8 protein-coding genes are annotated in these 12,476 nt (G+C 65.1%); 4 read left to right on the top strand and 4 right to left on the bottom strand.

Annotation, left to right across the window (positions count from 1 at the left end):
• Positions 1-56: 56 nt before the first annotated feature.
• Genes C8J40_RS15425 through C8J40_RS15415 form a run of 3 tightly spaced genes read right to left on the bottom strand, consistent with a single transcriptional unit; the run spans position 57 to position 6,100 of the window.
• Positions 57-1,655, bottom strand: coding sequence for an efflux transporter outer membrane subunit (locus C8J40_RS15425; protein ID WP_132897752.1), 1,599 nt, complete (start codon positions 1,653-1,655; stop codon positions 57-59).
• Between the two features lie 5 nt (positions 1,656-1,660).
• Positions 1,661-4,873 carry an efflux RND transporter permease subunit gene (locus C8J40_RS15420; RefSeq protein WP_132897751.1) on the bottom strand — a complete coding sequence of 1,071 codons (3,213 nt, stop codon included), beginning with the start codon at positions 4,871-4,873 and terminating at the stop codon, positions 1,661-1,663.
• A gap of 6 nt (positions 4,874-4,879) precedes the next feature.
• Positions 4,880-6,100 carry an efflux RND transporter periplasmic adaptor subunit gene (locus C8J40_RS15415; protein WP_132897750.1) on the bottom strand — a complete coding sequence of 407 codons (1,221 nt, stop codon included), beginning with the start codon at positions 6,098-6,100 and terminating at the stop codon, positions 4,880-4,882.
• Between the two features lie 129 nt (positions 6,101-6,229).
• Here C8J40_RS15415 and C8J40_RS15410 point away from each other — a divergent pair, with 129 nt between their 5' ends.
• From C8J40_RS15410 to C8J40_RS15395, 4 genes are all read left to right on the top strand, one after another.
• Positions 6,230-6,805, top strand: a complete 576-nt coding sequence (locus tag C8J40_RS15410; protein WP_332755409.1) for a helix-turn-helix domain-containing protein — start codon at positions 6,230-6,232, stop codon at positions 6,803-6,805.
• An 84-nt stretch (positions 6,806-6,889) separates the two neighbouring features.
• The gene (locus C8J40_RS15405; RefSeq protein ID WP_132897749.1) at positions 6,890-7,642 is read left to right on the top strand and encodes an SDR family NAD(P)-dependent oxidoreductase; all 753 of its coding nucleotides are present in this window, start codon (positions 6,890-6,892) and stop codon (positions 7,640-7,642) included.
• A gap of 264 nt (positions 7,643-7,906) precedes the next feature.
• On the top strand, positions 7,907-9,526 hold the full coding sequence (locus tag C8J40_RS15400) for a GGDEF and EAL domain-containing protein (RefSeq protein ID WP_165911474.1): 1,620 nt from the start codon (positions 7,907-7,909) through the stop codon (positions 9,524-9,526).
• Positions 9,527-9,591: 65 nt separating this feature from the next.
• A complete protein-coding gene (locus C8J40_RS15395) occupies positions 9,592-11,385 on the top strand; it encodes a sensor domain-containing phosphodiesterase (protein WP_132897747.1) in 1,794 nt (597 codons plus the stop codon).
• A gap of 25 nt (positions 11,386-11,410) precedes the next feature.
• On the opposite strand, the gene C8J40_RS15390 is transcribed toward C8J40_RS15395, so the two are convergent.
• Entirely contained in the window at positions 11,411-12,259 is an 849-nt protein-coding gene (locus C8J40_RS15390) for a response regulator (protein ID WP_132897746.1), read from the bottom strand.
• Positions 12,260-12,476 lie beyond the last annotated feature (217 nt).

Raw genomic sequence — 12,476 nt, 5'->3', positions numbered from 1 at the left:
CCCCCTCCGTCTGGCAAGTGCCAGCCACCTCCCCCTGGCGGGGGAGGATCGCTGGGTTAGTTTTGCGGGCGCGGGTCCGGGGACTGGGTCGTCGTTACCCCGCCGCCAAGGGCGCGGTAGAGTTCGACCGAGTTGCTGTCGCGGGTCAGGCGCGCGGCAAGCAGGCTTTGCTGCGCGGTATAGAGCGAGCGCTGCGAGTCGAGCGTGTTGAGGAACGTGTCGATCCCCGCACGGAACCGCAGTTCCGACAGCTTGAACGCACCTGCCGCATTGTCGCGGAGCGAGGTCTGCGCCTGCAACTGCGCGCCGATCGTGCCGCGGCGGGCAAGCGCATCGGCGACTTCGCGGAAGCCGGTCTGGATGCTCTTTTCGTACGTGGCCACCGCGGCATCGCGCGTCGCCTGCGCGTAGCGCAGATTGCCCTTGTTGCGGCCGAAGTCGAACAGCGTCTGGCTGACCGATGGCGCGACCGACCAGTTCTGCGATCCGTTGCCGAACAGGTTCGACAGCCCGAGGCTGATGGTACCGAAGGCGGCGGTCAGCGAGATGTTCGGGAAGAACGCCGCGCGCGCTGCGCCGATATTGGCATTGGCGGCGATCAGCTGATGCTCGGCCGATGCGATGTCCGGACGACGTAGCAGCACCTGCGACGGCAGGTTGGCGGGCAGGTTCTCCAGCGTCGGGCTGGTCGTATCGAGCCGGGCCGGCAGCATGTCCGCGGTCAGCGTCGTGCCCGCGAGTAGGTTCAACGCGTTCTGGTCCTGCGCGATCAGCGTGGTCGCGTCGGCGATGTCCGAGCGGGCCTGATCGTAGCTGGTGCTCGCCTGGCGCACTTCGAGTTCGGATGCGATGCCGATCCGGAAGCGGTCCTGCGTCAACTTGACGGTCTGGCCGAACGCACGTTCCGTATCGCGCGCGATCTTTAGGCGATCCTGGTCGGCGGCCATCGTCAGCCACTGCGTTGCAATCTCGGCGATCAGCGACACCTGGGCGGCGTTACGGTTTTCCTCCGCCGCGAAATACTGTTCCTGCTGCGCCTGAGTGAGGTTGCGGACGCGGCCGAACAGGTCGATCTGCCACGCCGATATGCCGACGTTCGCCGAATAGATGTCGGCACGACCGCTCGAGACGACGCTGGACCCGGTCCCGCCAGTCCCGCCGCCGGTACCGCCCGTGCCGGTACCGCCCGTACCAGTACCGCCCGTTCCGGTGCCACCCGTTCCGGTGCCACCCGTCCCGGTGCCGCCGGTACCCGTACCGCCCGCAAGCCCGCCGCCAACCGCGCCGAACGGCGACTTCTGGTAGGTCGCGCTACCGCTTGCCGCGATCGTCGGGAAGAGGTTCGAGCGCTGGACGCTGTATTGCGCGCGAGCCTGCGCAACGTTGGCGACCGCGACGCGGAGGTCGCGGTTGTTTTCCAGCGCGGTGCGGATCACGCGGCGCAGGCGGTCGTCGGTGAAGAACACCTCCCACGACGTGTCCGCCGGCATGATCGCGCCCGCCGCGTCGGTGGCGGCATAGGCGGGCCCTGAAGGCGTCGCCGCCGGCACGGACAGTTCGGGCCGGACGTATTTCGGGGCGAGATTACAGCCGGCGAGCGTGAGCCCGGCGGCGAACGTCAGCGCGGTGCGGCTGGAGATTTTGGTCGAGAACATCTGGATCAGGCCTCCTGCGGCCGCTGGTCGTGGGGGGGCGTGGTGCCGCCGTCACGGTTGTCGTCACGGTTGCCGTCGCGGTCGGGCACCTGGTCGCGGTCCTGCCCCGAGCCGGCCTTGTCCTGCTTGAAGACGCGCTTCACGAGCAGGAAGAACAGCGGCACGAAGAAGATCGCGAGGACGGTCGCGGACAGCATGCCGCCGACCACCGCCCAGCCGATCGCGTTCTGGCCGCCGGCGCCGGCACCGCTCGACAAAGCGAGCGGCAACACGCCGAAGATGAACGCGAACGACGTCATCAGGATCGGGCGAAGGCGAAGCTTGGCCGCCTCGACCGCGGCATCGGCCGCGTTCATCCCGTCGCCCATCTTCTCCTCGGCGAACTCGACGATCAGGATCGCGTTCTTCGCCGCCACGCCGATCGTCGTGATCAGCCCGACCTGGAGGTAGATGTCGTTGTTGAGCCCGAAGATCATCGCCGCGCCGACCGCGCCGAGGACGCCGAGCGGCACCACCAGCAGGACGGCGATCGGGATCGACCAGCTCTCGTACAGTGCCGCGAGGCAGAGGAACACGATCAGCAGCGACAGCGCATAGACCGTGGTCGACTGACCCGAGGACAGGTTTTCCTCATAGCTGAGACCGGTCCATTCATAGCCGATGCCGGGCGGTAGCTTGGCCGCCATCTCTTCCATCGCCGCGATCGCCGCACCGCTGCTGACGCCAGGCGCCGGCGAGCCCATGATCTCGAACGATGCGACGCCATTGTAGCGTTCGAGGCGTGACGGACCGTAGTTCCAGCTCGTCGTCGAGAAGGACGAGAACGGTGCCATCGCGTTACTGGTCGTGCCGCGGACGTAGAAGTTGCCGAGATCAGCGGGCGACGTGCGGAACGGTGCGTCGGCCTGCACGAACACCTTCTTCACGCGACCGCGGTCGATGAAGTCGTTGATATAGGCGCCACCGAATGCGGTGCTGACGGTGGTGTTGATGTCTTGCTGGCTGAGGCCGAGTGCCCCTGCCTGCGCCTGGTCGACGTTCAGTTTCAGCTGTGGCGCATCCTCAAGACCGTTCGGACGGACCTGCATCAGGCGCTTGTCCTGGCTGGCCATGCCGAGCAGCATGTTGCGCGCTTCGAGCAGTTTCTCGTGCCCGACGCCGGCATTGTCCTTCAGCATGAAGTCGAAGCCGTTGGCGTTGCCGAGTTCCTGCACGGCGGGCGGCACGAAGCCGATCACCATACCGGCGCGGATCCCGGCGAGCGCCTGGTTGGCACGGGCCGCGACCGCGGCGACGCCGTTCTCCGCACCGCTGCGATCTTCCCATGGCTTCAGCTGGATGAAGGCGATGCCGACATTCTGGCCCTGGCCGACGAAGCCGAAGCCGCTGATCGTGAAGATGCCTGCGGTGTTGGCCTTCTCGTCGATCATGAAGTGATCGCGGACCTTGTCCATCGTCCGTGCGGTCTCCTCCATCGGCGTACCCGACGGCATCGATACCTGCGCGAACATCACGCCCTGATCTTCCTCGGGGAGGAAGCCCGACGGCAGGCGCAGGAAGATGAAGGCCATGGCGACGACGATCACGGCATAGACCAGCATCGTGCGGACCCAGCCCTTCTCAACGCGGCGCAGGCCGTTGCCGTACTTGCCGACGCCCTTGTCGAAGGTGCGGTTGAACCAGCCGAAGAAGCCCTTCTTCTCGCTATGACCTTCCTTCGCAGGCTTGAGGATCGTCGCGCAGAGTGCGGGAGTAAGGATCAACGCGACCAGCACCGAGAGCGCCATCGACGACACGATGGTGATCGAGAACTGGCGGAAGATCACGCCGGTCGAGCCGCTGAAGAACGCCATCGGCAGGAACACCGCCGACAGAACAAGACCAATGCCGACCAGCGCGCCGCTGATCTCGTCCATCGACTTCTTGGCGGCTTCCTTCGGGGAGAGCCCTTCTTCCTGGATCAGACGCTCGACGTTCTCGACGACGACGATCGCGTCATCCACGAGCAACCCGATCGCCAGCACCATGCCGAACAGTGTCAGCGTGTTGATCGTGAACCCCGCGACCTGAAGCACGGCAAGCGAGCCGAGCAACACGACCGGGACAGCGATCGTCGGGATCAGCGTGGCGCGGAAATTCTGGAGGAACAGGAACATCACGAGGAAGACGAGGACGATCGCCTCGATCAGCGTGTGGATGACCTGCTCGACCGACAGCCGTACGAACGTCGAATTGTCGATCGGGAACGCGACCTTGACGTCGGGCGGGAACTGCTTGGCGATCCGGTTGACCTCGGCCTTGACCAGCTTGACGGTGTCGAGCGCGTTCGCACCCGGTGCCAGCTTCACGCCGAAGCCTGCCGCCTGCTTGCCGTTATAGCGCGCCTGGAAGCTGTAGTTCTCCGAGCCCATCTCGACGCGAGCGACGTCCGACAGGCGTACGGTCGCGCCGCTGGTCGCCGAGCGGACGATGATCGCGCGGAACTGTTCCGGTGTCTGGAGGCGCGACTGTGCGGTCACGGTGGCGTTGAGCGACTGGCCCTTCACGGCAGGCAGACTGCCGACTTGCCCCGCCGAAACCTGAGCGTTCTGAGCGGTCAGCGCAGACGTGATGTCGGTGACGGTGACGCCGAGGTTCGACATCTTGAACGGGTCGACCCAGATCCGCATCGAATATTGCGCGCCGAACACCTGCGTGTCGCCGACGCCCTTGATGCGGCTAAGCGGATCCTGGAGCTTCGAGGCGATCATGTCGCCGAGATCGACCTGGTCGTGGTCGCCATTCTCGGAATAGGCGGCGATGATGAGCAGGAAGTTGGCGGTCGCCTTGGTCACGCGCAGACCGGCCTGCTGCACTTCCTGCGGCAGGAGCGGCGTCGCCTGTTGCAGCTTGTTCTGCACCTGGACCTGCGCGATGTCGGGGTCGGTGCCCTGCTCGAAGGTGAGCGTGATCGCGAGGTTGCCCGAGCCGTCTGAGGTCGAGGCGAAGTAGCGAAGGTTGTCGATGCCCTTCATCTGCTGCTCGATGATCTGCGTCGTCGTGTTCTCGAGCGTCTGTGCGTCGGCGCCCGGATAGGACGTCGCGACCGTCACCTTGGGGGCGGCGATCTCAGGGAACTGGGCGATCGGCAGCGACCGGATCGCGAGGATACCGGCCAGCATCAGGATGATGGCGATGACCCATGCGAAGATGGGTCGATCGATGAAATAGCGTGACATGGGCGGTTACTTCCCGGCCTGCGCGGAACTGTTGCTGGTCGCACCGGACGCGTCGCCGCCTCCGGGTGCAGCGCCGGGCGCACCGCCAGCCGGCTTGGCGACCTGCTGCGGGGCGGCAGGCTTGACGGTCGCGCCGGGACGCAGGTTGAGCAGGCCCTCGACGATCAGCTTGTCGCCGGGCTTCAGGCCGCTGGTGACGATCCACTTGTCGCCGATGACGCGATCGGTCGTCACGTTACGCTGTTCGACCTTGTTCTGCGCGTTGACGACCAGAGCGGTCGCACCGCCGCGCGGATCGCGGGTGATGCCCGCAGTCGGCGCCATGATCGCCTGGCGACGAGTTCCTTCGACCAGCTTGGCACGGACGTACATGCCGGGCAGCAACAGGCCGTTGGGATTGGGGAACGTCGCACGCAGCGTCACCGCGCCGGTGGTCTGGTCGACGGTGACTTCGGCGAACTGCAGGCGACCCTCGATCGGATAGGTCGTGCCGTTCGGCAGGATCAGCTGGACGCGCGCGCTGCCGTCACCGCGCGTCACGCCGCCGCTCGCCATCGCCTGCTTAAGATCGAGCAGCTGCGCCGCCGACTGGACGACGTCGACATAGACGGTGTTGGTGCGCTGGATCGTCGCGAGGGGGTCGGTCTGGCCGGTCTGGACCAGCGCGCCGACGGTCACGAGCGAACGCCCGATGCGGCCCGAAATCGGTGCCTTGATGCGCGTAAAACCGAGGTTGACGCGCGCCGACTGGACCGCTGCCTGCTGCGCCGCAACATTTGCGCGCGCCTGTTGTGCGGACGCGGTGGCGTTGTCCGCCTCCTGCTTGCTGACCGCGTTCAGCTGCACGAGCTGGCCGTAGCGCTGCGCCTGGAGGCGGGTCGCGTTGATCTGCGACTGGGCCGCAGCGAGCTGCCCCTGCGCGCTGGCGAGTGCGGCGCGATAGGGGGCGTCCTCGATCGCGTAGAGCACCTGGCCCTTGCTGACCATCGCGCCCTCGGTGAACAGCCGATCGCGGACCACGCCGCTGACCTGCGGACGGACTTCCGACGTCTCTACCGCGGCGATACGCCCGGGGAGCTCGGAGGTTAGCACGACCGCTTCCTCACCGACGGTAACGACGCCGACGGTCGGTGTAGGCGGAGGCGGCGGAGCCTGCTCCTTGCCGCAAGCCGACAGCAGGGCGAGCGCGAAGAGCGCCACCGATCCCTTGAGGTTCAATTGCTGCATGTTAAGCATCCCGACGTCCGTGCAGATTAGGTTCACCGGAATGAACGTTCATTCCGCTTGCTTGCCCGCTAGGATTGTGCGAGCGGCCGGTCAACCAAAAAACGCGTCGGGAATATAGTTTTGAGTGCAGTGCAGCATGAGATGGGAAGCCGGGAGCGCATCGTCGCCGCAGCTCGTCATCTGTTTGCGACCCAAGGGTTTCACCAGACGCCGATGTCCGAACTGGCCGTTGCGGCGGGTGTGTCGGTCGGTCAGATCTATCGCCTGTTTACCGGCAAGAACGCCGTGATCCAGGCGATCGTGATGGAAGATGCGGCGGCGAAGATGGCCGAATTGCAGACGATGAACGACTCGGTCAAATCGGAACGATTCTCGATCGAAGAAGGGTTCGTCGAACTGGCACGGCGTGCGTTGTCGAAGGGTGACGAGGCGCTCTCGTTCGAGATCATGGCAGAGGCGCATCGCAATGCCGACGTCGCCGACACGATCGCCGACCTGTGCCGCGATTTCCGGCGGATGATCCGCGAGCTCGCCTGCGTCGCCAACCCGGACTTGCAGGAGAATGAACTGGAAGGCGCCGAGGAGCTGATCCTCGCCTTCATGTTCGGGCTCGGCCACCGGACCCTGTCGCGCCCGCGGCTGTCCGAGGACCAGACGGCGCGGTTGACGGGACGGATGATCCTGGCCGCGGTACGCGCTCTATAGGTGCGACGTTTGCGAGCACGATGATCGCTCCTACATAGCCCCTGCCCCCGACCGATGCGGGGCGGACCACGGCTAGGAAGCGACATGACCAGAACCGTCCTCATCACCGGCGCGACCTCGGGAATCGGCGAGGCCGCCGCGCACGCGTTCGCGAAGGCGGGATGGCGCGTGATCGCGACCGGGCGCCGTGCGGAGCGGCTCGATGCGCTGGTCGCCGCGCTCGGCGCGGACAAGGTCCACGCGGCGGTCTTTGACGTGTGCGACGAGCGCGCGCGTGATGCCGCACTCGACGCACTGCCCGAGGCGTTTCGCAACGTCGACCTGCTCATCAACAATGCCGGACTGGCGCTGGGGACGAAGCCCGCGGACCAGGCGGACGTCGATCAGTGGAAGACGATGATCGCAACCAACGTCACCGCGCTCGTATCGCTTACGCACAAGATGTTGCCGGGGCTGATCGCGCGGAAGGGTGCGGTGATCAACATCTCGTCGGTGGCGGCAACCTATCCGTATACGGGTGGCAATGTGTACGGCGGCACCAAGGCGTTCGTCGAACAATTCTCGCTCGGGCTTCGATCCGATCTCCATGGCAAGGGCGTGCGCGTCACATCGATCGAGCCGGGCATGATCGAAACCGAATTCACGCTCGTCCGCACCGCCGGCGACCAGGCCGCCTCGGATACGCTGTATGGCGGTGCCGATCCGATGACCGGAGGCGACCTTGCCGCGACGCTGTTGTGGATCGCCGAACTGCCGCCGCATCTGAACATCAACCGGCTCGAGATCATGCCGGTGAGCCAGTCGTTTGCAGGGTTTCAGGTGGCGCGAAATAGCTGAGGGACAGCGCCCCTCGTCGAACGCCGCGAGCTATGAGCTTTTTACAATCGCTGGCGTGCAGCGCTGAGAGCTCGCCGCCCATCGCGTTGGGATCATTGGGCTTTTGAGGTAGGTGTCGATCACGATACGCGATCGATCGACGACGCGAACTATCACTTAACCATGCCGCCCGTATGCAGCGTCATGACCCACCGCCCTACCTCCGCGACAGATAGACCTCAAAATGGATCTATTCCGACCGGGCCTGAGCGATCGTCGGACGGCGTGCCATCCGCACTCGCCATCTTGGACATGCTGCCGGGGCTGGTCGCGTATTTCGATCGGGACCTGACCTATCGCTACGCCAACGCGACCTACGCAGCGTGGCGCGGGATCGCGCCCGACCAGATCGTTGGACGGCATTGTCGCGAGATCGTCGGCGAGGGTAACTTTCCGACCGTGCTGCCGCGGTTGACCGAAGCATTGGCCGGCACACCCGTGACGTACGAATATACGCTGTTCGATGGGGGCGACGCGCGCCGCGTCCAGGGAAGCTACGTCCCCGATGTCGATGCCGAAGGGGTCATCCGTGGTGTCGTCGTGCTGGTGACCGATATCAGCGTCCGGCGCGATCTCGAGGCCCGCATCGCCGAGAAGGAGATCATGTTCAACGATGCGTTCGAGCATGCCCCTGTCGGCATGGCGGTCACCAATGCCGATGGGCGGATGGAACGCGTAAACGCTGCGTTCGCCGCCATGCTCGGGCTAACGGTCGTCCAGCTTGCGGGTCTCGATTTCCGGACGATCACGCATCCCGACGATCAGGAGGCCGACGCACGGCTGTTCGCCGAGGTCGTGGCAGGCGGGCGGGACGACTACACGCTCGAAAAGCGCTATATTCACAAGAACGGCGAACCGGTCCATGCGTCGCTCGCGGTATCGGCCGTCCGCGCGCCCGACGGCGCGCTGATCCGGGTAATCGCGCATATCCAGGACGTCACCGAGCGACGGCGCGCCGATCGCGCGCTCCAAGAGATCAACGCGCGGATGACGCTGGCCATGGAGGCGGTACGCGGCGGCTTCTGGCACATCGATGTGGAAACCAAACGGTTCGAAACCTCCCCGAGTTTCTCGCGCTTTGTGCGTGGACCGGAAAGGTCAGGGCCGATCGATCTCGATACGTATGGCGACTATATCGCGCCTGCCAACCGCGATGCGGCGTCGGTCCAGACCTTGCTCGACGGTGAGATCGACAACGCCTCCGTCGAATATGAATTGTCGACGATCAATGGCCCGCGCTGGATGCGGTGCGATCGCAAGCTGCTTCGGGCCGCCGATGGCAGTCCGTTGCGGATCGTCGGCGTGACGATCGACATCTCCGAAGATCGGGAACGCCAGTTGCGCGCGGTCGTCGCCGCGGAAACGGACCCGTTGACGGGATTGCTCAATCGCCGCGGTCTCGATCAGCGCCTCGCGCAGACCAGTCCCGGCGTGGCGGTCGGCATCATCGCGATCGACCTGGACCGGTTCAAGGCGATCAACGATCGCTTTGGGCATAGTGTCGGCGATACGGTTCTGGTCGAAGTCGCGAGACGCCTGCGCGGGGCCGTCCGCGCCAGCGACCATCTCGCGCGTCTGGGGGGCGACGAGTTTGCCGTCCTGTTGCCCGACGCCGACGACGCCCGGCTGTCCGTCGTCGCCAATCGTATCGAACGCGCATTGTGCGAGCGGATGACCAGCGACGGCATCACGCTTCCGGTCGGAGGCAGTGTCGGGGCGGTGCTTATGGATGGCTCGGCGACCAGCTCCGCCGTGCAGAACTTCGCTGCAGCCTGGGGACGCGCCGATGCGGCGCTATACGCAGCAAAACGTGATCGCACCGCGCGCAGTATCCGTCTGGTCTAACTTATGTTATGCGCATGGTGACTAATATTCACATTCACTTAAGTCATATTTGACAGAGTGTTGCCATGACTAAACCGGTAAACGAAGCGGCGCGGCTCGATGCTCTCAGACAGCTCGATATCCTCGACAGCCCTCCTAGCGAGAGTTTCGACCGTATCACGCGGATGGCGAGTCAGATTTTCGGGCTGCCCGTCTCCGCGATCTCGTTGACCGACGACGATCGCCAGTGGTTCAAATCCCGGGTCGGTATCGAGCACACCGAACTCAGTCGCGACCGTGCACCGTGTGCAGAGGTCGCCGAGACCACCAAGCCTCTCGTCATCCCCGATTTACTCGATCATCCTTTCTATGCCTCGAGCCAGCTCGCTAGCTCGGGCACCCGGTTCTACGCCGGGGCGCCCCTCACGACTCGCGATGGCTATGGTTTGGGCTCGTTGTGCGTGCTCGGCTCGGAACCGCGGACCGCAACCACCGCCGAGATGGGAGCGCTGCGCGATCTTGCGGCGATGGCGATGGCGCAGATCGAGCTGCAACATGCATTTGGCCGGATCGATCCGATCAGCGGGTTGCCGAACCGCCAGCAGTTTCTCGACGATCTCGCCGACCTGACGCGCGATCACTGCGGCGAGCGCCGCCTGCTGGTGATGCTCGATCTGGCGAGGACCGATCAGATCGACAACATGACCCGCGTGCTCGGCTCCGAGCATGTCGTTGAAATGGTCAAGACCGCCGCGCTGCAACTCCGCGACGCATTGTCTGCAAATCGTCGCGCGTACCATGTCGCAGCGACGCAGTTCGTGTTCTTCGCCGAACCCGATGTCGATGATGCCGCCTATGTCACGCTGCTGACGGACAAGGTCGCGGAGTGCAGCGTGAAATCGTCGCTGCGTTTTGCCACCACCGGTGCGGTGGGCGTTGCGCCGATCACGCTCGGCATGGTCGAACCGACCGACGTCTTGCGGTTCGCACACGGTGCCGCGCAGGATGCGCGGGCTCAGGAAGCCACCGTCTGCTTCTTCTCGTCGGCGAACGACACCGCGCATCGCCGCCGCTACGAACTGCTGCGCGACTTCGAGGCGGCGTTGGCGAGCGAGGATCAGCTGAGCCTGGTGTATCAACCCCGGGTCGACCTGCTGTCCCGCCAATGCCTGGGTGCCGAAGTGCTGTTGCGCTGGACGCATCCGGTACTGGGCGATGTGTCGCCCGCCGAGTTCATCCCGCTGATCGAACAGACCTGGCACGCCAAACCGCTGACTCACTGGGTCGTCGATCGGGCGCTGGAACAACTCGGTCGCTGGATTGCCGAAGGCTTTACCGGTAATTTGTCGATCAATCTGTCGGCGAACAATCTCGAGGAACCCGATTTCGCTGCGCGGGTCCAGCTGCTGCTGCTCAAGCACCGGATCCGTGCCGAGCGGATCGAGCTCGAGGTCACCGAGAGCGCGATCATGCGGAACGTCGCGCAGGCGCGCGAACAGCTCGCTGCCCTACGGGACGCCGGGGTGCGCCTGGCGATCGACGATTTCGGCACCGGCTACAGCAGTCTCGCCTATCTTCAGCAATTGCCCGTCGACGTCGTCAAGATCGACCAGAGCTTCATGCGCGATCTCGACGCCACCATCAGCGGCGGCGACGAACAGACGCTCGTCCGAACGATGATCCGGTTATCGCACGAACTCGGCTACCGCGTGGTCGCCGAAGGCGTCGAGACCGAGGGCGTCGCCGCCTGCCTCTCGACGATGGAGTGCGACGAGGCGCAGGGGTTTCTGTTCGCGCGACCGATGCCGGCAGAGCCGTTCCACGCATGGTGCATCGCGCATCCGGGGGATCCGGCGACAACGCCCCGCGCCGCCGCCTGAGCCTCGCAGCCGGCCGATACCCTGGTCAGGCGCCGCTGACGTCGGCGATGAACAGATAGCCCTTCCCGCGGACCGTACGGATGATCTCGGTCCGGTCGAAGGCTGCCAATTTGCGGCGGAGACGGCTGATGTTGACGTCGATCGTGCGATCCTTCGACGACGTATCCGCACGCCCCGACAGCGCGATCATGTCTTCGCGCGTGTGGACCGCGTGGGGATGCGTGACAAAGGCATCCATCATCTGGAACTCGCCCTCGGTCAGCGAGACGATCTCGCCGCCTGGCGCCTGCAACGACCGCATCCGGCAATTGAGCGTCCAGCCTGCGAACCGATAGGTCGTGTGGAATCGCGGCATGTCACCCGCCTCGACCATCCCACCGATGTCCGCACCGAGGGGCACCGTCCGATTGCGCCGCCGCAGCACCGATCGGATCCGCGCGAGAATTTCGCGCGGGGTCGATGGCTTCGTCACGTAATCGTCCGCCCCCATCTCCAGGGCGACCACGCGGTCGACCTCGCTCGACAAGGCCGACAGCATGATGACACCGGGCGGATCGTCGGACTGGGCAAGCCCGCGCAGGACGGACAGGCCATCCTCACCGGGCATCATCATGTCGAGGATGACGAGATCGCAGGGCCGCTGAACGAGACGGGCGCGCAACGCCGCCCCGCTCGACACCGCCTCGACGCCCAACCCGTTATCGACGAGGAACTCGGTGAGAAGCTCGCGAAGACCGGGGTCGTCGTCGACGATGATGACCCGGGCCGACTGGTAGCCGGCATCGTCCGCGGGCTCGTGGCTCGCGTCGTCCTGCCACGCGGCGATGTGCGGCGGGCGGGCGGATACGGGTTCGTAATGTTGGGAAACGTTCATCGCCGGCGACTTTCGGGGAGAGGGAGACGGTGAGCCATGCGTCCTGCCCTGCACCCGGTGTTTGTCCGGGATGTTTCCCGATGTGACACCGCCCGCGCCGCTTTGAAACACTGGAGGGCTGGTGTTATCCTAACCTATGTTGCTGCAACGAAAAGATGCGGGACGACGCGCTTTGGCGCATGCAGAAATATCGCGAACACACGCGCCCGCTAGGATC

It is taken from the genome of Sphingomonas sp. PP-CC-3A-396, from assembly GCF_004343105.1.
Lineage (GTDB): Bacteria > Pseudomonadota > Alphaproteobacteria > Sphingomonadales > Sphingomonadaceae > Sphingomonas.
This window is presented reverse-complemented; position numbering and strand designations above follow the sequence as displayed.

Coding starts and splice junctions, on each gene's coding strand:
- C8J40_RS15425 (WP_132897752.1), bottom strand. CDS start 1,655: ATGTTCTCGACCAAAATCTCCAGCCGCACCGCGCTGACGTTCGCCGCC.
- C8J40_RS15420 (WP_132897751.1), bottom strand. CDS start 4,873: ATGTCACGCTATTTCATCGATCGACCCATCTTCGCATGGGTCATCGCC.
- C8J40_RS15415 (WP_132897750.1), bottom strand. CDS start 6,100: ATGCAGCAATTGAACCTCAAGGGATCGGTGGCGCTCTTCGCGCTCGCC.
- C8J40_RS15405 (WP_132897749.1), top strand. CDS start 6,890: ATGACCAGAACCGTCCTCATCACCGGCGCGACCTCGGGAATCGGCGAG.
- C8J40_RS15395 (WP_132897747.1), top strand. CDS start 9,592: ATGACTAAACCGGTAAACGAAGCGGCGCGGCTCGATGCTCTCAGACAG.
- C8J40_RS15390 (WP_132897746.1), bottom strand. CDS start 12,259: ATGAACGTTTCCCAACATTACGAACCCGTATCCGCCCGCCCGCCGCAC.